The organism is Scytonema sp. HK-05, assembly GCF_963872035.1.
GTDB lineage: Bacteria > Cyanobacteriota > Cyanobacteriia > Cyanobacteriales > Nostocaceae > Kalymmatonema.
In genome coordinates this window covers 1-23,516 of the sequence record NZ_CAWMYC010000156.1, presented here as the reverse complement: position 1 = coordinate 23,516, position 23,516 = coordinate 1, and the positions used below count along the sequence as shown (strand labels likewise).

Below are 23,516 nucleotides of genomic sequence, written 5' to 3'. Positions count from 1 at the left end.
CAACTAAGAAGTTTTTAGAGCTCATTGCTCAAAGCCAAGTTTAACTAACAATTCATGCCAACGCTCCACAGGCAAACTTCCTCCAGAAGCAAAATCGTGTCCATGACCGTAATTGCCTTCACCTTCAGAGCTTTTATGCGTTCAACAAAAGCCTTGAAAGCATCACGCGCAGCCTCAAGAGTTGGTATCGTGTTGATATCTCCGGGAGGAATGGCACTCAGTTAAGATGCGGAAGTAGAGGAAGTGGGGGAAGATGAGGAGCCAGCGCCGTGGGCGGGTTTCCCGACTTGAGGCGACTGGCGTGGAGATAAGGAAGTATTTTCTCCCCCTACTCCCCCTACTCCCTTATCTTCTGGAGATTCTGGGACTGTTTCAGCCAAACGCCGTACTGTTTCGAGGGTGTCAATTTCTTCAGCAGGCTTATCATTTCGTATACGGAGAATGCGGGGGAAGCGCAAGGCGTAACCACTATTGTGTCGTTCGGATAGTTGCACGCGGTCAAAAGTAACTTCCAAAACCATTTTTGGTTCCACCACACACACCCTACCGTGTTCCAACTCTTGCAAAGTATGAGCGCGAAACCAATGACTCAGTTCTGTGACTTCAGCATCAGTGAGTCCTGAGTATGCTTTGCCCACATTCAAAAGTGTTGGATCTGTTTCGCTTTTGCGTACTGCAAAAGTATAGTCAGAAAGAAAGCGACTGCGTTTGCCAGTTCCTACTTCCGCTGCTGTAACGACAACATCAAGGGTGGCGATCGCCCGTTTAATTTTCAGCCAATCACGTCCCCGACGACCTGGTTTATATGTTGAATTGAGGTCTTTCACCATCAATCCTTCATTACCCCGTCCACGAGCGGCGGCAAATTCTTCATCTAAACTGGAAATATCAGCGAACCGTTTATGAATTCCCCTTCGCACTCTTTCACTGTCTAAATGTAGAGATTCTAGAATTATTCGCCTAGTAGAAAACGGTTCGTTAATCAACACGCGTTGTTGAGCGTACAATATATCATAAGCAATGAATGCCACAGGCACTTCATTCAGCAACTCTTGTGAAACTTTTTTGCGTCCCAAGCGCTTTTGCAGTTCTTGAAAAGGTAATATTTCTTCACCTCTAATTGGTACAATTTCCCCATCCAAAATTAAACTATGAGCTTCACCCACATCTGATTCAAGTGATATCAAATCAGCCAGCGGACTCGTTAAGTCTGGAAAGCTTAATGTAATTTCGTCAAGAGTGCGCGAAAATATTGCCACACGCCTATTGTGACAAACTGTGCCGTGCAAAATTTCTTGGTCTTCTGAGGTTGGCGCAATGTGAATTTGAGCGCGAATACCATCATACTTATCTTCAACAGCAAAACCCGAAGGCATTTGCTTTGCAACTTCCGTTAAATCAGTAACGGGACTTGCTAGCATAAATTTCATCGGATGAAATAGGCGCATCCGTGCAGAATCAAGTTGTCCATTCCGAGCAAGAATAGCTGTTTCGCCAATATCACCAGTTAGCATATTCACCCATTGCACTTTAGCAACTGGGATTTTAAATAGACGGGCTATAGCATCCTCAACAGCACCTTCTTTTAATCCAATGCGTAAATCACCTGCTAACAGTTTGACGATATACTTTGCTTCTAGAGGTGTTGCTAATTTTAGTAAATTTGTAACAAGAGAGGTTTTGCGTTTTGTTCCCTTTGCTGTTGCCAGTTCTTCGAGTTTTTCTGATAATTCAAAAAGGGTAAGAGTAGGCTGATGTTGATCGAGATGGGAATTGTTATTAAAAATTTCAAATGCTACGTCTCCAGGGTCGCCCTTTTTGACTATATTCTCTTGAATTTCTGATTTTTCAGCACCACTAACATTTGTCATTGCTGTCAATAACGCCGCTCCACCAATATTAATTGTGCGTTGGTCGCGTAATGGAAATATATATCCGGAAAAATATCTTGCAGCAAGTACCAACTCGTTATCAGATAATTTGGTGAAGTAGTCGCCCAGCAATGCAGCTTTTTCAGTACGCTTTGATGTGGTAGCGATACTTTCTGCAACTTGGGCAAAACAGATGAAGGCATTAGCCTGTAGAATTATGTTGTTACTAACAGTTATTTCTTCAGACACAGCAAACAAAGCTTTTGGAACACTTAATAGTAATTACTACTACAAATAAATTTCATCTGCCCAAAAGAGTATGCAAAAAACTTACCTTTGGGACTTGCTTTTGCAATTAGCAAATCATCAATTTTTATATATTTTAATAAAAATATAGCGCTTCTCGTTTGAATGAAGTACTAATTTATCTGTGTCCATCTGTGGTTCATTTATGAATTTCATTTGTATCCTAGAAATAGAGGCTTAATATTTTTAGGTAAATATGATGACCCCAGTGGAATTCAAGCAATTGATAGAAAAAGGTTCAAAATGTCCTGAGTCACTGCCAAAAGCGTTGCAAGCTCTTTGGTACGACAACAAAGGTGACTGGAACACTGCACACGAAATAGTACAAGATGCCAGCGATACAGATAGTGCTTGGGTTCACGCCTACCTACACCGCAAAGAGAGCGATTTAACTAATGCCCGTTACTGGTACAGACGTAGTGAGCAGCCAGAGTCAAAAGTAGGATTAGATCAAGAATGGGAGCAGATAGCTTCTAGTTTGCTGAGCAAGGTGAACCAAGCATGGATGCAGATGAACTGAAGCGGCGTTATGCTGCAGGAGAGAGAGATTTTCCAGCAACAAATCTGGGTAGAGCCAAGTTGATTGGAGCCCATTTAGCTGGAGTCAATTTATTTGCAGCGGATTTAAGTGGGGCAAACTTAGCTAAAGCTAAACTGTGGGGAGCCAACCTTGGAGGAGCTAACTTAGCTGGAGCCAACTTGACGCGAGCTAACTTAAGCGGTGTCAACTTGCATGAAGCTAATCTCAGGGGAGCCAAGCTAAACTTTGCCAAGCTTTATGGAGCAAATTTGAGTGGGGCTTGCTACGATGACAGCACCCGCTTTTCTAGAGGTTTTGACCCCATCAGTAGAAATATGCGGAAGCTGTGACCAAATATATATTCATTGCCTACAGTTTAAGCATAATAGAGATAAATTGCGGAATAATCTGATGGCTGATGTAAGTGGCACTTGGTTGGGAACTTACTGGCAACAAGGAATTCCTACTCGCTTTGAAGTGACATTAATTCAGAGTGGTAACACATTGACTGGTAGGATTTTGGATGACAGCGACTTGGGAGAAGCCCAGCTAACTGGTGAGGTGGTTGGGCGTCGTATCAGCTTTATCAAGCGCTACTTTACGACTTCACCTGACCCAGTTACCTACGTTGGTACAATCTCAGAGGATGAAGATTATATGCAAGGACAATGGAGCCTCAAACCTTGGGGCTCTGGTCCTTGGGAAGCCCGACGCAGTGGGGAAACGCTGATGGCAGATTTACAAACTCGTGTAGAAAAAAAGGTTTCGTTAACTGGTGTATAGCTGGGATTTTACAGCGGTTTTCTGTAAGGTGCGCTTTTTACCACACAATATCTCAAATGTTCATTACGTAAGCTTTTATGGGCAATGCCCACCCTACGATTTGTCGTCTAATCATTTGAAGGGCGCTGTAAATAAGTGTAGGGTGTAGTCATTTTTTTATCCTTACACGCTACACCCTGTCGTGCCGAATCACTTTGTTGGTTTCAAAGCAATTTCAAATTAATTCTCCACGGAGAACGGTAACTGCTTGTCCACTTAGAAAGACACGAGAACCCCCTTCATAACGAATCTTTAACACACCACCCCGACTAGATGCTTGGTATGCTAAGAACTCATCCTTCCCTAGGCGATCGCGCCAAAAGGGAGCAAGGCAACAGTGAGCAGCCCCAGTCACAGGGTCTTCATTAATTCCAACTCCTGGTGCAAAAAAGCGAGAGACGAAATCATATTCTGAATCTGTGTGTGCTGAACTCGTAACAATCACATTGGCAAGAGGTAACGCTTTGATGAGTTCAAAATTTGGCTGCATTTGTCGTACTAAATCTTCAGACTCCACTTCTACCAAATAACCCAGGGAATTTTTCATCACCGTTTTTATAGGAATACCCAAAGCTTGATCGAGTTCTGGAGGAGCAATTGTTTCTTCTGAATGATTCACTGGAAAATCGAGTTCAATCCAATTTCCCTGTTTTTTGGCAATCAGCAGTCCGCTTTTAGTGTGGAAACGAGCGACTTCATCAGGTAAAAGATGTCCCTGTGACCAAAGAACATGAGCGCTAGCAAGGGTTGCATGACCACACAGTGGCACTTCTGTTGTAGGCGTGAACCAACGTAGATGAAAACCATCTTCTTGCCTGACTAAAAACGCAGTTTCAGATAAATTCATTTCTTGCGCCACTTTTTGCATCCAGTCCTCGGACTGGGGACCAGGTAAAACGCAGACCGCTGCGGGGTTACCTGCGAAAGGTGTGTTAGTAAATGCGTCTACTTGAGTAATAGTCTGTCCCATATCTTCAAATCTGTTTGAAATTAAGAATAGTGGTGAAACTTAACCGTTTGGTAATAAATAGTCTGGTTGAGGCGGCAGTTCTAGCCAAAAAGCAATTTAGCCGTCATCGGTTGATAATAGTCATTTTTGCAGGGATTATGCTAAGGAATCTACCACAAGCGTGATAACTAATTCAAAAAATTGCTCGGACTAGCTTATAAATTTTTTCTTTCTACCCAGATCACCCCATTAGAATGATGAGCTAATAAAAGCAGCTTGAAAAACCCTGAGTATTGTCACCACTATTTGAAGCCATCTATGATTGTTTGCAAATATTGAGTGGAGGCAGCTTCTGCTTGGGAACGCACAACCAACTCTGGCTTTTTTAATGCATCTCGAAGCTGGCGATAAAAGTGGATAGTGTGCTGAAGCGCTCGGGCAATTTCCAGGCGATCGCGTTTGGTAGGAATAGTCTGACAAAAATCAGGAACCAAAAGCGGAATTTCCCTTTCCAAATTCCTTACACCGCGTGGAAGCAGCCCAGCCTGCACCTTTGCTAATGGAGCGAGAACTTGCCCACGCAGAAAAGAAAGAAAATCAATGGCTTCAAACAGTTCACCTCTTCCTAATTTAGTTGCGCCGTAGTGTATCCACACCCAGAAGCGGTCTTCAATCCATTGTGGATCAACGGGTGGATAGTTCCGTGGATTATCTGAAATAGCTGAGGTCAATAAATTCTCACGTTCCCATAGAACAGTAGGATTTTCTACTCGGTCTGTTTTGAAAGCTTGTAAAAGCAAAAACTTCAAATCAACGTGTACAAGCGGATTGTCATACAGACAAATTAACAATCGGGGTTCGCCGACGTGTTCGCCCGTAAAAGCTGCAAGCAGCGAACCAAGCCGATTGGCGAAAAGCTGTCGCTCCTTTAAAACCTGTTCATAATAAACATCATCTACGACAATAATCAGGTCTAAGTCGGAATACTCATCCATTTCTCCAGTCAAATAGGAGCCAGCGATCGCTACACCTAGCAAACGGTCATCCTGATTCAACTTTCCAAGAATCTGCTCTAGAAACAAGCGTTGTGGTTCGGGAATAGACATACTATCTTCTATCTCTGCTGCCGCTTTGTAACGCCATGTTACAAAGTGTAGTATAAGACTATTAGCTGCTAACATCCTGCAACTGGGTGAATTAGATCAGTGAATTGCCATGCTCTTGAAATACAGATAAGTTGCTGAAACAGCAAATTCGTATCAGAATCGTGAGGCTATCAGCTTCACATCCGCATACTTCCAGGCTTGCTCAAAGCGCTCCTCCACGGTCAAAGCTTCCCGAGTCTTGCCTTGTTGACGCAGACTTTGGGCTAGTCCGAACAGTGACCAGCCATTCTCGGGATAGCGTTCTAAGTCTTCTTTATAGACAATCTCAGCTTCTGCGGCACGGTTAGTCTTAAGCAACAAAGCTCCCAATGATTGCCGAACTGGTGAGTACCAAGTTGCAGGCTCATCATACTTCAGGTTGTCTTCCAAAGTTACAGCCAACTTTAGGTGAGCGCGTGCCTGTGTATAATCGCTTTGTTGAGCCGCTATCTCACCTGCCAAAACCTCAGACGCAATTTTTAGAAGATTTGAAGTTGTGTTGATATCCCAAATTGTGACTTTCTCTATGGCTGGATCAGCTACAATTGCTCTTAACTGTTTGAGTTCCTCTGCTGCTTGCTTGAGTTCACCTTTAGCGGTGAATGCCATTCCTCTAGCATAATGCCAAGCTCCATTAGGATACTTGAGGTCTGCTCCTGGCGCTGGCTGTTTGAGAATTTCATCCCACTTACCGAACCTTGTTAATGCGTAAAGCGGCATCGCGTAGTAATGTTGCAACGTACCATATCCAAGTTCTCGCATTTTTTTCTGGTCTGCCATTGCTGCTGTATAGCGGGCAGCTTGAATTGCCTGTTTACTATCCCCTCCCATCATGGCACCTGCCATTAGGAAATGATGGTTATGGGGCATATAACCCAGTGCATAAATTCCTTGAGCATGGCATTGGGTAATGTAATCTTGGTCTACGGCGATCGCTCTTTGGTTAGCAACAACAGCATCATGGTAGCGCCCAACTCGAATGTAGATGTGGGCGGGCATATGCACAAGATGTCCAGCCCCCGGAACTAACTCACCAAGACGATCTGCACTGGCTATACCGCGTTCGGGATTGGGTGATGACTCAACAGCGTGAATGTACAAATGGTTTGCCCCAGGATGATTAGGATTGCGCTTAAGCACGGACTCTAAAACAGTCAGAAGTTCAGTTGTTCCTGGGTTGGGCTTACCATCTTTTGACCAGTAATTCCAAGGCATAGTATCCATAAAAGCTTCCGCAAACAGTGTTGCAGCATCCAAATCCTCTGGATAACGCTTTTGCACCTCGCGCATTGCATTTACATAAGCGGTATCTAAGGGCTTGCGGTTTTCATCTGGCTGTAACGAGTAGCGCTTAGCTAATGCTTGAATGTAAGCTTTTTCCTTTTCGCTAGCGTTTTTGCTCAATTCAATGGCTTTTTTCATCGCCTGAACTGTTTCTGGTACGGCTTCTTTTTCCATTGGGGCATTGATGTTCGGTCCTTTGACGAGTGCAATTCCCCAGTAACACATAGCGCAATTAGGATCTAAACTTGCTGCTTCTTTAAAAGAGCGTGCTGCCTCAGCATGATTAAATCCGTAAGCTAGAGTTAGCCCTTGGTCGAAGTAGCGCTGGGCAAGTTTCGAGTTTGTGGAAATAGGATGATGGTGATTACCGAGATTATTGAACAGAGGTGCCGTGTGATGAGTCGGTTCAGAATGAATGCGACTAGGCTCATTTGCTACCACCTGCTTAGCAAATTTGATACCACATCCAGACAGTCCAATCGTAATGAGTAAAGTTAGAACAAACAATATTTGTTTTTTGTTATTGAATAACATCGCAACCTGCAACTATTGAATCAGATACACAAATGTATTTCTAAGCAATTTCGTTGAATTTGTTTGGAATTTGATTTAGGTATTGGTTTCTATATTTATTTATCACTATCTGACGGAGGATTTTCGCAAAGGTTGAGCTATCTCGATAAAGTGCAGACTTTTTGTGAACTTTTCAGACTTTTTTAACTTATGCAAGTAAATTAAAGTAAATTAAAATGAAAAGTTTTTAAGAATGAGAGATAAACTACGACTTGGTGATTACCCGTATGCGCAAAGCGCAGGCACTCTCGGCGCGTAAGCTCCCACCGGGTGAAGGCACGCTCCGCGTGTCCGTAAGCCTAGCGGCAGCGCACCGCGAGGGACTCAGGACAGTGAGCTAAGTCCCTATGTCCTTACGAACACGCTACATAAACGCCCAATCACTAATTATGCGGATTATGCGATCGCCAGCTTCTCCAAGTGATCGATTACATCAACGACTACCTGGCTGAGTTACTGGGATGAGCCAGTTTCACCAGTACGTAACAATTCTGAACACAATTGCAGCGGGTCCTTCCGCATGAGAGGATTTAAGCAGGTTTAGCCCAACCCTTAGTGTGCAACCAATTAGCGTGAAGAAAAACTATGAAACAGGGCGATTTGTCCTTGCCAGCTGAGTGTACCCTTCGCAGTGCAACATCTGCTGATATTTGGTCGATTCGGCTATTGGTGCTAGGGGCAAAACTTGATCCTACCCAAATAAGATGGCAGCAATTCTGGGTAGTAGAATGCGACGGGCAATTGGTAGCTTGCGGGCAGTTACGCAACTTCTCTGGCGCGCAAGAACTTGGTAGTTTGGTTGTTTTACCAGCTTGGAGAGGTCGCGGTTTGGGGATGATTTTGACACAGCATTTGATTCACCAAGCGACTCAACCACTTTATTTGGAGTGTTTAGGTCAGCGACTGGCGCAGTTTTATCGTCGCTTAGGTTTTGTGCAAATTTCCTTTGAGGACTTACCGCCGTCTATGAAACGCAAGTTTGGATTGTCTCAATTAGGAAAGAGGTTGATAGGAGTTCCCGTTGTGTTTATGGAGTACCGGGACTAGAATACACTCAAGGTACACATCAGGTCGTTTTGTCGTTAACACAATGACAGTGACCAGATCAGGACTTACGCAAAATTATGAAAAAACGAACCGCAAAGGACGCAAAGGACACGTAAGCGCAAAGCCCACACTTCGTGTTGGCGCAGCCTGTCCGCAGGACTTACGCGCAGCGTGCGCCTTAGCGCATAGGGATAAGAGTTTGAGAGAGTTTTTGCGTAAGTCCTGCAAATATAATACCAAGCGTGAAAAAAGAATGCGACAGATATACATTCCCAAACCCTCGTTATCTCTGTCTTTCTTAATGCCGTACCTTATGAATGCGTGAATGAGCGAATTGGTATAAGAACTGTGCATTCGGCATTGAGTCATTCTAAGCATCTAATATTATGTGCCTCAGAAAAATTCTTTCTCACAACCCTTGACTCTCCAGCGTACTGGAGGATTCAAGATGAAATTAGTTGCTAGTTAGCGCCACTTGCTAATTGGAGTCGTCTTATGGAAAATGCCACACTGAAACTACGCGGCATGAGTTGCGCCTCTTGTGCTAGAAGCATTGAAAATACAATTCGTTCTGTCCCTGGCGTCAATGAATGTAATGTGAATTTTGGGGCAGAACAGGCAACAGTTAAGTACAATCCCAAAAAAACCAATTTAGAAGCGATTCAAGGTGCAGTGGATGAAGCAGGTTACTCTGCTTACCCACTCGAACAACAAAACCTGATGGCAGGAGAAGATGATGCCGAAAAAACAGCTCGTTTGCAAGAGTCACGCTTGCTACTGCGGAAAGTTGTTGTGGGTGGGGTGATTGGTGTTGTGCTAGTGATTGGGTCGTTACCCATGATGACAGGATTGCATTTACCTTTCATTCCAGCATGGTTGCATAATCCTTGGGTGCAGCTCGTGTTGACAACTCCGGTGCTGTTCTGGTGCGGTGCTGATTTCTTCAAAAATGCTTGGAAAGCTTTTAAACGACACGCTGCAACTATGGATACTCTGGTTGCTTTAGGTACAGGGACAGCATACATCTATTCTCTGTTTGCCACTGTTTTCCCTGGTTTCTTTACAACACAGGGGTTGATGCCGGATGTATATTACGAAGCAGCCGTGGTGATTATTGCCTTGATTCTTTTGGGGCGATCGCTCGAAAATCGCGCCAAAGGGCAAACCTCTGAAGCTATCCGCAAACTCATCGGGTTACAAGCCAGAACTGCTCGTCTGATTCGTAACGGGCGAGAAGTTGATGTCCCGATTGCAGAAGTCATGATTGGCGATGTCATAATGGTTCGCCCTGGTGAGAAGATTCCCGTAGATGGTGAAGTGATTTCGGGAACATCCACTGTTGATGAAGCAATGGTGACAGGGGAAAGTGTGGCTGTCAAAAAACAACCAGGAGATGAAGTTATTGGAGCCACTATCAACAAAACTGGGAGTTTCAAGTTCCGGACAACACGAGTCGGAAAAGATACAGTGCTGGCGCAAATTGTCCAACTTGTGCAGCAGGCTCAAGGTTCCAAAGCCCCAATTCAAAGATTAGCAGACCAAGTGACTGGATGGTTTGTGCCTGTGGTGATTGCGATCGCCCTCCTCACTTTTATCATTTGGTTCAACTTCATGGGCAATCCGACTTTAGCCCTCATCGCCACGGTTGGAGTACTAATTATCGCTTGTCCTTGTGCCTTGGGTTTAGCCACACCAACTTCTATCATGGTAGGAACAGGCAAAGGTGCAGAAAACGGCATTTTAATTAAGGGAGCCGAAAGCCTGGAACTAGCGCACAAGATTCAAACAATCGTGTTGGACAAAACCGGAACAATTACTCAAGGTCAACCCACAGTGACGGATTTTGTTACAATTAAAGGCAGTGCTAATGGTAACGAAATCAAGCTGCTACAACTAGCGGCATCTGTAGAACGTAATTCTGAACATCCACTGGCAGAAGCAGTTGTGAGATACGCCCAATCCCAAGAAGTGGCGTTAGCAGATGTGAGGGAGTTTGAAGCAATTGCAGGCAGTGGTGTACAAGGTATAGCTTCTAACCGCCGAGTGCAAATTGGCACACAACACTGGATGGAAGAATTGGGCATTGATACCCAAGCCCTACAACACGACAAAGAGCGTTTGGAATATTTGGGCAAGACGGCGATTTGGATTGCAGTTGATGGGGAAATTCAAGGATTGATGGGCATTTCTGATGCCATTAAACCCACTTCTGCCCAAGCAGTAAGAGCATTGCAAAAACTTCGTTTGGAAGTCGTGATGCTTACGGGAGACAATCGCCGTACCGCAGAAAGCATTGCTCGTGAAGTTGGTATCAAACGTGTCCTTGCTGAAGTCCGCCCCGACCAAAAAGCTGCTACGGTGCAGAAACTGCAATCAGAAGGAAAGATTGTAGCAATGGTTGGTGATGGTATCAATGATGCACCAGCCCTAGCTCAAGCCGATGTGGGAATCGCAATTGGCACTGGTACAGATGTGGCGATCGCCGCCAGTGACATCACGCTCATCTCTGGCGATTTGCAAGGTATTGTCACCGCCATTCAACTTAGCCGCGCTACGATTCGCAATATCCGCCAAAACCTATTGTTCGCCTTTATTTACAACGTTGCTGGAATTCCGATTGCTGCTGGTGTTCTTTTCCCCATCTTCGGTTGGTTACTTAATCCCATCATTGCAGGTGCAGCAATGGCATTTAGCTCAGTTTCTGTTGTCACAAATGCTCTGCGTTTACGTAAATTTCAACCTAAAGCAATTGCATGAGGTGGCAAATGTTAAGTAAAAAGGCAATTTTCAGCAGTATAGCTAGCTTGGGATTCTTGTTCAGTCTCGCTTCTGGGGAAGCAGTAGCACAAACGACCAGTGAAATACCAAGCAACGAGAAATCACAGATGACTGCGTTTCGTCGTATAGAGCAACCACTATGGGTAAAAGGTGGAGTTACTACGGTCGGCTTGGGGTTAATCGGTTTAGAAATATGGTGGTTTCTCTGGAGTAAACCTAAGTCCCAAAAAGCAGAAGCTCATGATGGCATTCAAGAGGTAACTATTACTGTGGATGGAGGCTATGAACCTAGCCGAGTTGTAGTCAATGCTCTTCAACCTGTCCGTCTCAATTTCCTACGCCGTGATTCCAGTAGTTGCCTTGAACAAGTCGTATTCCCCGATTTTCACATTACCCAAGAGTTAGACTTGAACCAGGTAACAACCGTCGAGTTCACCCCTGAAAAACCAGGTCAATACACCTTTGCCTGCGGTATGAATATGTTTCGCGGTGTTGTGGAAGTCAAAACGCCTCAGTCATCAACAGTTAGTTCATAGTTCAAAGAATGATGCTGTTTTCTCTTGACTCTCCAGCTTACTGGAGAGTTTAAGATAAAACTAGTAGTTGTATTTAGTCAAGGTGCAGCTAAATATGTTAGTTCAAGAAGAGATAAAACAGATTGGTGTAGTTGCTAAAGAGAGCGGCGTACCAATTAAAACCATTCGTTACTATGAGGAGCTAGGTCTACTTAAAGCATCAGGCAGAACTGAAGGTGGATTTAGATTATTTCACTCTGATGTTTTTGCACGTTTGAGCTTTATCAAACGCGCCCAAAGCCTTGGGTTGACCTTATCAGAAATTAAGGATTTTTTGAATGTTCACGATCAAGGTGATTTACCGTGCGAACATATCAAAGTTAAACTGCAAGACAAGCTGGTAGATATTGATCAACAAATTCGGCAATTAGTCATTCTGAAGCAAGAGTTAGAAGGACTGCTTTCGGGTTGGGAAACAATACCTGAAACTCCTGAGGAAACAATTTGTCCTATTATTGAAAAAATTAAATAATTCAGTTTGTCTAATCTATGTTAATCAGCATATAGCAGTCATAGATGATTCGTGAACAACAAGATTCCCGACTTCGCCAAAGTTGTCGGGAATCTGAGCATACGCGGTTTTCACCAATCAAATACGATTGCTATAGCCCTCAATCAGGTTTTTGCAAGACATCTAATTTTTCTAAAATACTCCTTTTCTGGTAACAAAACTCCATCTTTGGACTCAAGTCACTGCTTTGTAAAAACGCTAACAATATAATTGAAGCTCTCAGAAGTGAAGAAACGACTTGCAGTAGAGCGCTCATATTCCAGCTAGGTAGTAGAGATAAGAGTAGCAAAAATGACAGATTCACAAAATCGCGATGAACAAATTAAGAAGCTGCGTGAACTGATCAAAGATATTGACATTGGAATGCTGACTACAGTTGATGAAGACGGAAGTTTGCACAGTCGTCCGATGTCAACCAACTCAGAGGTCGAATTTGATGGCGACCTTTGGTTCTTTACCTACGCCAGTTCCCACAAGGTGACAGAAGTTGAGCAGCATCAGCAGGTCAACGTCAGTTTCTCTGATCCACATAAGCAAAACTACGTTTCTGTTTCAGGTAAAGCTCAATTGGTACGCGATCGCAATAAATTACAAGAGTTATGGAAGCCGCAATTGAAAGCTTGGTTTCCTAAAGAACTGGATGAACCCGATATTGCTTTGCTCAAGGTGAGTGTAGAAAAAGCTGAGTATTGGGATGCACCTTCAGGTTTTGTAGCACACACAATTGGACTGGTGAAGGCAATAACCACAGGCGAGAAACCCAATGTCGGCGAAAATGAAAAAGTCACTTTGAAATAATCAAAAAGTGAAATAATAGCAACAGAAAAACTCGGTTTCTCAAAGAAACCGAGTTTTTGTTATAAAACTTAAGATATAACTTCGACATTTTATGGTAAACAATATTCCTCAACCAGGGCAAAAAGCCCCTGATTTCTCTGCGACAGATCAAGACGGTCATCAAGTCACTTTGGGTGATTTTTCTGGTCAGTGGGTTGTTCTCTATTTCTATCCCAAAGATGACACTCCTGGTTGTACGACTGAAGCTAAAGATTTTACCGAGTTGTATCAGGACTTCAGCAAATTAGGAGCAAAAATTTTAGGTGTCAGTCTAGATTCTCAGAAATCTCATTGTAAATTTATCAATAAACATAACTTATCAATTACGTTATTAAGTGACCCAGAACATCAAGTTGCTGAAGCTTACGGAGCATGGCGATTGAAAAAGTTTATGGGTAAGGAGTATATGGGTGTAGAACGTTCGACTTTCCTTATCGCACCTGATCAAACAATCGCTCACACCTGGGCAAAAGTCAAAGCTAAGGGTCATGCAGCTACTGTGCTTATGCAATTGCGAGAATTGATAGAAACCCAATCAAGTCAGGCATGAAACTAGACAATTGCAACAGCAATAGTAGCAGGAGTATTTAGACGGCAATAATTACAGTTCTGATACTAAACGTCATAGGGTGTTGTCCTGCCGGCATATCCACAACTGCTTTTTTCATACTTGACTTTTGGTTATGACGGAACTGATGATACAACAAGCACATGAGTTTTATAGAAAGTACATCTACAACGAAGAACTTATTAGCCTATTGAGAGAATACAACATACGAATACCTGGAAGCATTTCGCCACAGCTTTGGGAGTTGTTTGGTGCAATACTCACTGGAGATAGAGGTACTGGCAGCTATGGAGCCGACCTTAGCAATTACGAGGTAAAATCTAGTATTGCTGGTAACTCATTTGAGTATCAGTATCATTTAAAAACAGGTAGGGGTAAGCTTCTGAAAGATATGACTGTAGACCATTTATTTGTGTCCTACAGTCGCGACTACAGAAACGTTACATTTCGCCAAGTGACAGGAAATTTTCTGTCAGAAATTTTCCAAAGTTGGTTACCTGGTTTGGAAGAACGTTACGGCAGTCAAGAATCTAATCGTCGATACCGCAAAAATATCAGCTACAGTACAGTAAAAGCACACGGTCAAGTAGTTATGAGTATTCAGGATGGTATGCTTATATTTCCCCAAAACCAGTTAAGCAGCAGGTAGAGAAGTTTTCATTGCGCTATTTAATTCATCAAACAATAGATTGAGATAATTCTTAGCAATCCATTCGATTACCGGAACACAAACAGCATCACCAAAGCCAAAGAGTATATTATTGAGTGAAATATTTTGAGGAATTAAATACTCAGAAGCCCCCATAAGACGAGCACTTTCACGAGCATTAATTAACCTAGCATCAAAACGTCCCTTACCAGCTCTAACAATAATTTGACGAGCACTTCCTCCCTTAGGGGTTCGCAAACATCCAGCAATTCCATCGGTTCTCAGTTCTGCGGTTGATTGTTTAATACCATCGCGTACTCTCATGCGTCGAAAGACAGTTCCGTATAACCAATATTCGTTTTGCATCATTAAACGAATTTGGGCTTGATGTCGCTCGAACATCTGATTGAACAAATACTCTGTTCGTTCTTTTGCCCACCATTGTTCAGTTTCATCAACAATATCAGCTAAGTTGATTGTTCTTTGAGGTAAGTCTGGGACATTGCGAAGGCTCCATCTAATTGTCGGATTAGCAGCAATGAAATTTTTGACTTTTTGAGGTCTTGCATGGGTTGGCTTACTCATAATTTGTTCCAACTCATCACAAGTTTGTGATAAACCAAACAGATTACCTAAGATAAATAGGCGCACCCTGCTTTGTGGAACAAAATGGGCAGCATCGATGACCAGAATATCGACTGCATAACCAAGATTATTTAAGGCTGTTAATGCAACGATTAAATCTTCTCCACACCCGGAAGTGAGGAAACCTTCTACATTTTCAATAAGAATGAAGGGGGGTTTACCCCCACAGCGAAGTTCCCCCATTTCACTAATGAGTCGGACAAAGTCCCAAAATGTAGATGATTCTCCAGAGTCCAGCCCGGTCCTGGAACCCGCAACAGAGAGGTTGGCGCATGGGAAAGACGCATGAGCCAAAGTTACTTTGGGAACTTCGATTCCACTTATTTCTCTGATATCTTTATGATGGTAGTGCCCTCCTCTAAAATTCCCCTCGTACATTCGGCGCTTCTCGTCACTATAGTCAAGGGCATACTTCACTTCCCATCCTTGCTTAACAAGCCCCATTGTGACGAGCCCGATTCCTGCAAAAAAATCTGCTGCTGTTTTCTCAAGCTTCATTTACTCTCGTCATCTAGGGAATCTTTAACGTAGAAAAATGGTTCTTTGACGCTTTTGTGCCCAATAACCTGGACTTATTTAATTGCAACATTAGTATACCTACTGCTTTTTCCCTGTTCTGCTGCACTTACGTTTGATTTGGCAAGAACCGATAATTTGAGCAGCTTCAGCTTGACTTAAGCCAGCATGCTTACGAATTGTACGAGCCAGTTTTCCCAATTGCTCAATGTTTAGATAGCTCATTAAAGTAGATAATTATTATAGTCAAATTGACTATAATAATCAAGAAAAATTCAATAGATTCTTGGTTGTATAGTCACCCTATGGTTACCAGAGTATGGCTAAAAGCAGCGAAGACATTCCTATCTGTGTTTTCTACGATCAAAAATTGTAGAAGGGTGAGCAATGCCCACCCTTCTAGATTGTTGGTTTGTAATGGAGAAAGATTTCTCAGCTTATCAGTCTATGTCTAGATGTTGAGCTAAGAGCCTTTTACCATGAATGACTGCCGCAATAATTACAGTGTCTTCTTGAACTTGATAAATGATTCGATAAGTGTAAGCAAACAGTTCCCTAATAGTATCCTCGCTAAATTCTGGAACGATGGAACCTGAAGAGGGAGAAGTGCTCAACTTATCAGAGGAGTCAAGTATCTTCCGAACTACTGTGGCAGAAAAGGAAGCGGAGTCACGAAATATGTATGCCGCGATCGCGTCTACATCTTCGAGCGCTTTGGGAGACCAAACTACTCGATAAGCCATTTACTTAATAGCGCCTCGGCTTCTTCTTGAGAGATGATAGTTTCTCGATTGTCAGTGACTACCAATCCCTGACGAACTTTTTCAAGTACGTACAGATGATATTGAACATCTTCCACAGAACAATCGTCTGGTAGTTTGCTCAACAGAGATTGGACTTTTTCTTTTGTAGTAGTCATAGCATCTTTTTGAGAATATTTATATGAAGTAATTTTTAAGGGCGAGCAAAAAGCTCACCCTTTACTCTACATTTTGTTAAAGGTTGTCATAGTTAGCAATAGCCTGTTTCATTTTGTCCAAAATTTCAGGTACAGGCACAGTTCCTAACTCTCCAGAGGCGCGGGTGCGAATACTCAGGGTATTGGTTTCTACCTCTTTGGCTCCCACTACTGCCATAACGGGGATTTTCTCTTTTTCGGCATTGCGAATGAGTTTAGCGAGGCGATCGCCACTTGTATCCACCTCAGCGCGGATACCGATGGCTCTCATCTTCGCCGCCACGTCTTTGGCATAATCTAGTTGTGCTTCACCCACTGGTAGCAATCTTGCTTGCACTGGGGCTAACCACAAGGGGAAATCTCCGGCATACTCTTCAATCAAAATACCGATGAGTCGTTCCAACGAACCGAAAGGCGCACGGTGAATCATTACTGGGCGTTTGCGAGAACCATCTTCAGCGACGTACTCTAGCTCAAATCGCTCTGGTAAGTTATAATCTACCTGCACCGTTCCCAGTTGCCATTCACGATCAAGGGCATCACGAACAATAAAATCTAGTTTGGGACCATAAAAAGCTGCTTCTCCAATGCCTTCAAAGTGATCCATCCCCAAGGTTTCGACAGCGCGGCGGATGGCATTTTCAGCTTTGTTCCAAGCTTCATCAGAACCGATGTACTTATCACTTGCTGGATCGCGGAAACTGAGTCGTGCTTTAAAATTCCCTAGTCGCAGAGTCTTAATGACGGACAAAATCAAATCCACAACGTTGAGGAATTCGCTGTCGAGTTGTTCTGGCGTCACGAACAAATGCGCATCATCCTGAGTGAAGCCGCGCACCCGGGTGAGTCCGCCCAGTTCGCCTGATTGCTCGTAGCGATAGACGGTGCCAAATTCAGCTAAGCGCATCGGTAATTCCCGATAAGAGCGCAACTCGCTCTTATATATTTGGATGTGGAAGGGACAATTCATCGCTTTGAGAACAAAGCCTTGTTCATGTGCCGCGGCTTCCTCATCCTCTGCCATCATCGGGAACAAATCTTCTTTATATTTCTGCCAGTGTCCAGAGGTTTTAAATAAATCAACTCTGCTGATGTGGGGTGTGACAACCTGCTGGTAGCCACGTTTGATCTGTTCTTGCTTCAGAAAGTCTTCTAAAAGACTCCGCAACAAAGTTCCTTTGGGCGTCCACAATGGTAACCCCGGTCCCACTAGGTCGGAAAATATAAACAATCCCAGTTCCTTACCCAGTTTCCGGTGATCTCGTCGCTGGGCTTCTTCTTTACGCCGCTTGTACTCAGCGAGTTGTTCTGGCGTTTCCCAGGCGGTGGCGTAGATGCGTTGCAACTGCGCTTTGGTTTCATCTCCACGCCAATATGCACCAGCAACGCTTTCTAACTCAATCGCTTTCGGGTTGAGTTCGCTAGTGTTTTCCACATGAGGTCCAGCGCACAAATCCCACCACTGCTCTCCAAGGTGGTAAATCGTGATTGGTTCCTGTTTGATGTCTGATAGAATTTCTAGCTTATATGGTTCGTTAATTTGCTTAATACGGCTTTCAGCTTCTTCGCGGCTGACTTCTTCTCGAATGACTGGCAATTTCCGATTGATAATCTTCACCATTTCTTTATAAATGGCTTTTAAATCCTTATCAGTAAATGGTTCTGGATTATCAAAATCATAGTAAAAGCCGTTTTCAATCCAAGGACCGATTGTGACTTGTGCCTTGGGAAACAGCTTTTGTACCGCCATTGCCATCACATGAGACGCGGTATGGCGAATCTTCTTTAAAGTCTCTGATTCTGAGGTTCGCGGTAAATATATTTTTTCTGGTTCTTCTGGCTGATGAGAAGATGAGTTTGGCGACATCTGCTGCTGTACCATTGGCAAAGTGATTGTAAAAGATCATTTATGGGTTGGAGTTATGAAAAGATTTTCCCCAAAACTAACATGGGGCTACTTTTCCGTTTTTGTCATATTTTTATTTTTCCCAATTTTTATTCCTTGAGCAGGATGCTGTCGATTCATTAATCATATATTTGTGCTCATGCCTTCCTTCATAATATCTATTTTTAATAAGTTATCATGCCATTTCCTACCTATGTATAAATAAACAGTCAGTTTTTTATAGAGAATGCTTATCGCTTATCGCTCATGGTTACAAGACTTCGGAGCACTTAAAGCGCCAACCTAACCAGTAAAGTAGATTCCTACCGAGCCAAGACTTCGCCGTACTCATTGAAGTGTTCGCTCGTTTCATTGCCCCACATTTTTATGTCTGTGGCTCTTCTTTAAATATAACCACTTTAATTCCTGTTGGTTTAACTTAATATTTTAATCTTCAATTTAACGATGTCTAATAAAGAATAAAAACAAACTTCTGATTGATGACTAACAGTGATTTTTATGTACTTCGGATATTTTGTTGTGCACAAAAGCCAGGCATGCAAGTCTTTTCTTTGAAATCTAGATTTTATCTAATATTCTACAAGTTTAACTTTCATTGTGAGATAATATTACATTAATTTAACTTTACATTGCCGCCATTGCTTGTTTTTTTTCATCACCTAGTCTTTTGGGCAACAGGAATTGCAATAGGGGGAGCTAAAAAACGTTTATGCACACTTTGTTAACTGCTTGTTAGGGGAATGATGAGAAAACCATTCGGGTTTTTCTCGATTGGCTTTGCATACATTCACTGAGCAACCGAGGTCTCATCTGATTCATTAAGTGTTGAATAATACATATATATTAGTAGATTCTCAGTTTTTTTGTCTCTAATATAAACAGGTTTTTTGAGATCCCCCTTGGGTATCTGTACAATAGCCTAGAGAAGTTTATATAATATAGGGTGTGTAAATAATGTTACCAAGCATCAAAATTTTCTAACTTATGAGAGAGACGAGAGAAATGTTAAGAATCTTAAATAGAGTTAATATTAGTAAGAAAGTTAGGAATATCCTTCTCATTTATGCGAGACTCGAATTTACCAGAATCTGAACTGCTGAAAACAGTTTTGCAACCGCTGTTAGAAGATTTTCAGTACTGGTTTGCGCGATCGCGCGATTTTCTGGAAACAGAACAGCTGTCATTCATGACTCAACATGAACAATCTGACTTACTAACGCGAGTCAAGAAAGCGCAAGAGGAAGTAAACACAGCAAAGATGCTGTTTAGTGCAACTGATGGACAAGTCGGTATTGATATGGCAACGTTAGCGCCTTGGCATCAATTAGTAACACAATGTTGGAATGTGGCGATGCGCTTCCGTCAAGCGCGAGAAGTCTGAGCTGGGGTTTCCACCGCTCACGCGTAGCTTTGAAGCGGAGCGAGGCTGAAAACTATGTTATCTGGGTACGTTACTTTGTGAAGGGTAGCAAAATTAGCACTAATCAAGACGGTATGTAAGTCAGATAGAAAAAATTTTTTGACATCATCTGAGATAGGAAGTGATGTATATTATGTTACCAGTCCACTGTCCCGTAGGTTAAAAATTCCCCTTTTTATAAAGAGTATGAGCGCATAAAGATTGCGTTAACCATTGAGCATCACCGTAATTAACAGCATCAACCAACTCAACTAAGCAAAACTTTACAAGATATAGCTTTAAAATCTGCGAACTCTGGAGGAAAAACGATGTTACACCTGCTTTACATTCTTGCTTTTACCATCCTAGCTTTTATAGCTGTTGCTAACTTAATTCGCAACCTGATTATGTTCAGTTTTGATAGAGAGCGGATTTATCCACCCAGATCCGCAGCGATTGAAAATCAGGGCAGATATCCCTATAATTCATCAACCAAGCAGTTTAAACCCCATCCAGAATTATTAGATGCTGCTGGTAACTTAATTAAAGAGCCGCTTTTGGTGATGCGTTCGATTAATGTTGAAGACGCGCGCCAAAAACTAGATGCGCTTTACGAAGCTTCTCCAGGGCACAAAAGTGAGAATCAACAAGAGGAAGGCTAAAGCAGGGACTGGGGACCCTTGGATTGGGTATTAGGGAAGAAAAAGGACTGGTTGTATAGCGGTAGTCAAGAGCATCTTCCCATTCCGAGTCAAAACAGTGAACAGTGAACAGTTACCAGTTACCAGTCAATCCCCATCAATGAATTGAGGGGCTTGAAATAAGGATGCACTTTCATTATTTCTCCATCAATAAATTGAGGGGCAAGGAAGCGTCACCAGTACCAGCATGGTACTTGATAACTGATAACTGGTAACTGATTCGGTCAAGAGTCCCCAGTTCCTTATTTACGCTTCGATAACGACTCGGAGATTACCGCGTTTGTTGGCAACGCGACAAGCAGTTGTACTACCAGAACGCTCAAATTCCAAATCAAGTATGGTAGAACCAACTTTGAGATTGTGCAGTGACAAAGTGCTGATCGACTCTGGCAAAGTAGGGTCGATAATTCGTAAGCAGTTGTTGGGAGCGTCAGGCACCAAGTTTACTATCATTTGCAGCAACTGGAAGATACTACCAGTAGCCCATGCTTGAGGTGTACAGGCAACAGGATACTGTACAGGGGCGTTATCACCATTGCGCTCGTAGCCGCAGAACAACTCTGGAGGACGTTGATAGGGCTGCTGGTTAGTCATGTCGAATAAACCTTGAAAAAGTTCCAGGGCTTGATCGACTAAACCGAGCGATCGCAATCCCAGTGCAATCAACGAGTTATCATGGGGCCATACAGAACCGATATGATACCCCATTGGATTGTAAGCTGGTGACAAGCTATTCAGGGTACGGATACCCCAACCGTTAAACATATCTGGTGCCCGCAACCGTTCAGCAACACTGTAAGCTTTTTCGGGTGTGAAAATGCCTAAATGTAGGCAATGACCGGGATTAGACGTAATACTGTCTACCTGTTGACCATCTCCATCCAAAGCCAGCGCACAGAAATCCTGGTCTTCGATCCAAAAGTCTCTATTGAAACGAAGCTTGAGGTTTCTTGCTTCTTCTGTCCACCTGTCTGATAAGTCAATCCGCTTTTTCAGCCTGGCAATTTCTGCTAAGCGCAATTTGGCAGCGTAGACGTAAGCTTGTACCTCACACAAGGCGATCGGTCCGTTGGCTAACTCTCCCTTACGATTGACAATACAATCGCCAGAGTCTTTCCACCCTTGGTTAGCAAGACCACCTTTGGATTTACGGTAGTAGCTGAGATAGCCTGTTTCTCGAATGTTGCGGTCGATCCAGTCCATTGCCAACACAGCTTTGGACCAAAGTTGATCTAAAGTTTCGACATCATGAGTCCAAGCGTAGTATTCGGCATACAGCATCAGCCACAAGGGAGTCGCATCGACTGTACCGTAGTAAGGAGTGTGGGGAATTTCCTGACAGCGAGCTAATTCACCCAACCGCAACTCGTGTAAAATCTTACCTGGTTCCTCTTCGCGCCAATCATCATCAGTTTTGCCTTGGTATGTCGCCAGAAGCTGCAGAGTTTCTTTGGCAATTTGAGGGTTTAACATCAGGGTTTGGGAAGCTGTGATAATCGAATCGCGCCCAAACAGCGCGGAAAACCACGGCACTCCTGCGGAAACAGTCTTGTACTTGCCGAAGGACTGACGCAACAAATACATATCTTGCTCAGCTCGCTCAATAATGTGATTGAACGTCCCTTTGTCTGAGCGAATTCGTGTAATTTGTTGTACCCACTGTTGTTCCTCCATCATCTCAGACGCTTTCGCTTGCACTAAAGTGAAAGGCGCGTTGACAATGGAAGTCGATTTGTTGTTTGTCAAGAAATTGACTCGGTAGCCCAACTTTTGAGTTTCGTGAGAAGCCAACTCCAGCCGCCAAACTGCTGTGTAACCTTTGAAATAGTCTGGTTGCCTATGCTGGAATTGAATGCGAGATTCCATGAGTAAGCCATCCAGACCTTCATAAGCAAGGCTCAAGGATTGCTCTTTTTGTACGGGTGGCACAGATTGTGCAGAAATACCTTCACCAGTTGATGTTCCTTCTTCAGGTGTCGGTTCTACAAGGCGTAAAAGTCTACCCCGTTTTTGCCTGTCATAGCCCCGGACTTCAAATAAATCGGCAAAATCCGCGTCAAAACTAATACTGAGTTCAAAGCTGACGGAACTTGTGCTATAATTAGAAACTTCTAACTCTTCAAATAATGCTCCATTAAGTACGAGTTCCCGACGAATGCCCACTGTATCGGCTCTCAGACGGTCTTCGATTCTGGGATTGGTACACAAAATTGACAGAGAAAATCCTTTTTCAGCAGTGCTGCTCAGTAACACAGGAGAGTGTCCATCAATTTGCAACTCTAGGCGACTAAGAAAGCGTGTGTCACAGCACAATAGCCCCATACTGGGATTTCCATCATTGAGCGAACAGCCAGAAATATTGCCTAAAGTGTCTGTGACCAGAAATAAATCATCATCTTTAACCGTGAGTGTCGGTTGTGGTCTTTCACTTGTTACACAGGGCCATTCTGGAATAGGTATTTGATCGGCAGGAACAAAAGTTTTTCCGTCTAGAAAAATTTTTTCCGGTGTCATCAGCGTATCCGGTGTCATCAGCCAAAATTCCGTGTACAGGTCTAGTTTTTTATACGAGCATCAGCGTCAACAGGAAAAAAGACGCTGTTAGAAGCAGATTTGAGCCATTGAGCAAAAATCATAATCGCATACAGCTAGTCACAAAACATGAAGAAAGCCTTGATCATAAAATCTTTATAAATCTATGATTTTCTAAAAATTTTATGAAGAAGCTTAAAAGTATGGATTTCTACTTGTTTTCTTAGCCGCTTTTCTTCAGAATGGCAAGATGTAGACGCCCCTCGGCAGCAATATGGAAATAGGGGTTTTCCACAGCAAAACGCAACAGGTTAGTCACTTTTACCTAAACTGTTACTTAAAATTTCTTGTAAAGGGAATTAAAAAATAAATATATTATGTATAATACGAATCACTAATAATTATATACTATTATTACTAAAAT

22 protein-coding genes are annotated in these 23,516 nt (G+C 43.0%); 12 read left to right on the top strand and 10 right to left on the bottom strand.

Features of this window, described 5'->3' with window-relative positions; translation table 11 throughout:
- Positions 1 to 221: 221 nt before the first annotated feature.
- On the bottom strand, positions 222 to 2,120 hold the full coding sequence (locus tag AACT52_RS36100; protein WP_158054923.1) for an ATP-dependent DNA ligase: 1,899 nt from the start codon (positions 2,118 to 2,120) through the stop codon (positions 222 to 224).
- Between the two features lie 256 nt (positions 2,121 to 2,376).
- Between AACT52_RS36100 and AACT52_RS36095 the strand changes: the two genes are divergently transcribed.
- The 3 genes from AACT52_RS36095 to AACT52_RS36085 all read left to right on the top strand — a co-directional run bounded on the left by AACT52_RS36095 (position 2,377) and on the right by AACT52_RS36085 (position 3,480).
- The gene (locus AACT52_RS36095) at positions 2,377 to 2,697 is read left to right on the top strand and encodes a hypothetical protein (protein WP_198941058.1); all 321 of its coding nucleotides are present in this window, start codon (positions 2,377 to 2,379) and stop codon (positions 2,695 to 2,697) included.
- The gene (locus tag AACT52_RS36090; RefSeq protein WP_073635223.1) at positions 2,679 to 3,047 is read left to right on the top strand and encodes a pentapeptide repeat-containing protein; all 369 of its coding nucleotides are present in this window, start codon (positions 2,679 to 2,681) and stop codon (positions 3,045 to 3,047) included. The genes AACT52_RS36095 and AACT52_RS36090 overlap by 19 nt, the downstream gene beginning before the upstream one ends.
- Positions 3,048 to 3,108: 61 nt before the next feature.
- Positions 3,109 to 3,480 (top strand): hypothetical protein, encoded by a 372-nt coding sequence (locus AACT52_RS36085; RefSeq protein ID WP_073635222.1) that lies wholly within the window; start codon positions 3,109 to 3,111, stop codon positions 3,478 to 3,480.
- Positions 3,481 to 3,694: 214 nt separating this feature from the next.
- On the opposite strand, the gene AACT52_RS36080 is transcribed toward AACT52_RS36085, so the two are convergent.
- The 3 genes from AACT52_RS36080 to AACT52_RS36070 form a co-directional block, all read right to left on the bottom strand.
- On the bottom strand, positions 3,695 to 4,489 hold the full coding sequence (locus AACT52_RS36080) for a PhzF family phenazine biosynthesis protein (RefSeq protein ID WP_073635221.1): 795 nt from the start codon (positions 4,487 to 4,489) through the stop codon (positions 3,695 to 3,697).
- A gap of 281 nt (positions 4,490 to 4,770) precedes the next feature.
- Positions 4,771 to 5,574, bottom strand: coding sequence for a nucleotidyltransferase domain-containing protein (locus tag AACT52_RS36075; RefSeq protein WP_083630739.1), 804 nt, complete (start codon positions 5,572 to 5,574; stop codon positions 4,771 to 4,773).
- A gap of 153 nt (positions 5,575 to 5,727) precedes the next feature.
- A complete protein-coding gene (locus tag AACT52_RS36070; protein ID WP_073635220.1) occupies positions 5,728 to 7,431 on the bottom strand; it encodes a tetratricopeptide repeat protein in 1,704 nt (567 codons plus the stop codon).
- Between the two features lie 624 nt (positions 7,432 to 8,055).
- Here AACT52_RS36070 and AACT52_RS36065 point away from each other — a divergent pair.
- The 7 genes from AACT52_RS36065 (at position 8,056) to AACT52_RS36035 (ending at position 14,435) form a co-directional block, all read left to right on the top strand.
- Positions 8,056 to 8,517 carry a GNAT family N-acetyltransferase gene (locus tag AACT52_RS36065; protein ID WP_073635219.1) on the top strand — a complete coding sequence of 154 codons (462 nt, stop codon included), beginning with the start codon at positions 8,056 to 8,058 and terminating at the stop codon, positions 8,515 to 8,517.
- Positions 8,518 to 9,012: 495 nt separating this feature from the next.
- Complete coding sequence (locus tag AACT52_RS36060; protein WP_073635218.1) at positions 9,013 to 11,274, top strand: heavy metal translocating P-type ATPase; 2,262 nt, start codon at positions 9,013 to 9,015, stop codon at positions 11,272 to 11,274.
- Positions 11,275 to 11,282: 8 nt separating this feature from the next.
- Positions 11,283 to 11,831, top strand: coding sequence for a cupredoxin domain-containing protein (locus tag AACT52_RS36055; protein WP_073635234.1), 549 nt, complete (start codon positions 11,283 to 11,285; stop codon positions 11,829 to 11,831).
- Positions 11,832 to 11,925: 94 nt separating this feature from the next.
- Positions 11,926 to 12,342 (top strand): heavy metal-responsive transcriptional regulator, encoded by a 417-nt coding sequence (locus AACT52_RS36050; RefSeq protein ID WP_073635217.1) that lies wholly within the window; start codon positions 11,926 to 11,928, stop codon positions 12,340 to 12,342.
- A gap of 330 nt (positions 12,343 to 12,672) precedes the next feature.
- On the top strand, positions 12,673 to 13,179 hold the full coding sequence (locus AACT52_RS36045) for a pyridoxamine 5'-phosphate oxidase family protein (protein WP_073635216.1): 507 nt from the start codon (positions 12,673 to 12,675) through the stop codon (positions 13,177 to 13,179).
- A gap of 91 nt (positions 13,180 to 13,270) precedes the next feature.
- Entirely contained in the window at positions 13,271 to 13,768 is a 498-nt protein-coding gene (bcp, locus tag AACT52_RS36040) for a thioredoxin-dependent thiol peroxidase (protein WP_073635215.1), read from the top strand.
- Between the two features lie 133 nt (positions 13,769 to 13,901).
- A complete protein-coding gene (locus tag AACT52_RS36035; RefSeq protein WP_073635214.1) occupies positions 13,902 to 14,435 on the top strand; it encodes a hypothetical protein in 534 nt (177 codons plus the stop codon).
- On the opposite strand, the gene AACT52_RS36030 is transcribed toward AACT52_RS36035, so the two are convergent.
- The 5 genes from AACT52_RS36030 to thrS form a co-directional block, all read right to left on the bottom strand.
- Positions 14,421 to 15,578, bottom strand: a complete 1,158-nt coding sequence (locus AACT52_RS36030; RefSeq protein WP_073635213.1) for a DNA cytosine methyltransferase — start codon at positions 15,576 to 15,578, stop codon at positions 14,421 to 14,423. The two genes, AACT52_RS36035 and AACT52_RS36030, sit on opposite strands and share 15 nt — an antisense overlap.
- 99 nt (positions 15,579 to 15,677) lie before the next feature.
- A complete protein-coding gene (locus AACT52_RS36025; protein WP_158054920.1) occupies positions 15,678 to 15,821 on the bottom strand; it encodes a hypothetical protein in 144 nt (47 codons plus the stop codon).
- Between the two features lie 215 nt (positions 15,822 to 16,036).
- Positions 16,037 to 16,339 (bottom strand): type II toxin-antitoxin system RelE/ParE family toxin, encoded by a 303-nt coding sequence (locus AACT52_RS36020; protein WP_073635212.1) that lies wholly within the window; start codon positions 16,337 to 16,339, stop codon positions 16,037 to 16,039.
- A complete protein-coding gene (locus tag AACT52_RS36015) occupies positions 16,324 to 16,515 on the bottom strand; it encodes a hypothetical protein (protein WP_073635211.1) in 192 nt (63 codons plus the stop codon). Before AACT52_RS36015 ends, AACT52_RS36020 begins: the two co-directional genes overlap by 16 nt.
- Positions 16,516 to 16,591: 76 nt before the next feature.
- Positions 16,592 to 18,436 (bottom strand): threonine--tRNA ligase, encoded by a 1,845-nt coding sequence (gene thrS / locus AACT52_RS36010; protein ID WP_073635210.1) that lies wholly within the window; start codon positions 18,434 to 18,436, stop codon positions 16,592 to 16,594.
- Positions 18,437 to 19,523: 1,087 nt separating this feature from the next.
- On the opposite strand from thrS, the gene AACT52_RS36005 reads away from it, so the two are divergent.
- On the top strand, positions 19,524 to 19,841 hold the full coding sequence (locus AACT52_RS36005; protein WP_073635209.1) for a DUF2605 domain-containing protein: 318 nt from the start codon (positions 19,524 to 19,526) through the stop codon (positions 19,839 to 19,841).
- A gap of 347 nt (positions 19,842 to 20,188) precedes the next feature.
- Positions 20,189 to 20,521 carry a DUF2973 domain-containing protein gene (locus AACT52_RS36000; RefSeq protein WP_073635208.1) on the top strand — a complete coding sequence of 111 codons (333 nt, stop codon included), beginning with the start codon at positions 20,189 to 20,191 and terminating at the stop codon, positions 20,519 to 20,521.
- 285 nt (positions 20,522 to 20,806) lie between these two features.
- Here the strand turns inward: AACT52_RS36000 and AACT52_RS35995 are convergent, their stop codons facing one another.
- Positions 20,807 to 23,092, bottom strand: a complete 2,286-nt coding sequence (locus AACT52_RS35995) for an amylo-alpha-1,6-glucosidase (protein ID WP_073635207.1) — start codon at positions 23,090 to 23,092, stop codon at positions 20,807 to 20,809.
- Between the last annotated feature and the right edge of the window lie 424 nt (positions 23,093 to 23,516).

Coding starts and splice junctions, on each gene's coding strand:
- AACT52_RS36095 (WP_198941058.1), top strand. CDS start 2,377: ATGACCCCAGTGGAATTCAAGCAATTGATAGAAAAAGGTTCAAAATGT.
- AACT52_RS36090 (WP_073635223.1), top strand. CDS start 2,679: ATGGATGCAGATGAACTGAAGCGGCGTTATGCTGCAGGAGAGAGAGAT.
- AACT52_RS36085 (WP_073635222.1), top strand. CDS start 3,109: ATGGCTGATGTAAGTGGCACTTGGTTGGGAACTTACTGGCAACAAGGA.
- AACT52_RS36080 (WP_073635221.1), bottom strand. CDS start 4,489: ATGGGACAGACTATTACTCAAGTAGACGCATTTACTAACACACCTTTC.
- AACT52_RS36075 (WP_083630739.1), bottom strand. CDS start 5,574: ATGTCTATTCCCGAACCACAACGCTTGTTTCTAGAGCAGATTCTTGGA.
- AACT52_RS36070 (WP_073635220.1), bottom strand. CDS start 7,431: ATGTTATTCAATAACAAAAAACAAATATTGTTTGTTCTAACTTTACTC.
- AACT52_RS36065 (WP_073635219.1), top strand. CDS start 8,056: ATGAAACAGGGCGATTTGTCCTTGCCAGCTGAGTGTACCCTTCGCAGT.
- AACT52_RS36060 (WP_073635218.1), top strand. CDS start 9,013: ATGGAAAATGCCACACTGAAACTACGCGGCATGAGTTGCGCCTCTTGT.
- AACT52_RS36055 (WP_073635234.1), top strand. CDS start 11,283: ATGTTAAGTAAAAAGGCAATTTTCAGCAGTATAGCTAGCTTGGGATTC.
- AACT52_RS36050 (WP_073635217.1), top strand. CDS start 11,926: ATGTTAGTTCAAGAAGAGATAAAACAGATTGGTGTAGTTGCTAAAGAG.
- AACT52_RS36045 (WP_073635216.1), top strand. CDS start 12,673: ATGACAGATTCACAAAATCGCGATGAACAAATTAAGAAGCTGCGTGAA.
- bcp (WP_073635215.1), top strand. CDS start 13,271: ATGGTAAACAATATTCCTCAACCAGGGCAAAAAGCCCCTGATTTCTCT.
- AACT52_RS36035 (WP_073635214.1), top strand. CDS start 13,902: ATGACGGAACTGATGATACAACAAGCACATGAGTTTTATAGAAAGTAC.
- AACT52_RS36030 (WP_073635213.1), bottom strand. CDS start 15,578: ATGAAGCTTGAGAAAACAGCAGCAGATTTTTTTGCAGGAATCGGGCTC.
- AACT52_RS36025 (WP_158054920.1), bottom strand. CDS start 15,821: ATGAGCTATCTAAACATTGAGCAATTGGGAAAACTGGCTCGTACAATT.
- AACT52_RS36020 (WP_073635212.1), bottom strand. CDS start 16,339: ATGGCTTATCGAGTAGTTTGGTCTCCCAAAGCGCTCGAAGATGTAGAC.
- AACT52_RS36015 (WP_073635211.1), bottom strand. CDS start 16,515: ATGACTACTACAAAAGAAAAAGTCCAATCTCTGTTGAGCAAACTACCA.
- thrS (WP_073635210.1), bottom strand. CDS start 18,436: ATGGTACAGCAGCAGATGTCGCCAAACTCATCTTCTCATCAGCCAGAA.
- AACT52_RS36005 (WP_073635209.1), top strand. CDS start 19,524: ATGCGAGACTCGAATTTACCAGAATCTGAACTGCTGAAAACAGTTTTG.
- AACT52_RS36000 (WP_073635208.1), top strand. CDS start 20,189: ATGTTACACCTGCTTTACATTCTTGCTTTTACCATCCTAGCTTTTATA.
- AACT52_RS35995 (WP_073635207.1), bottom strand. CDS start 23,092: ATGACACCGGATACGCTGATGACACCGGAAAAAATTTTTCTAGACGGA.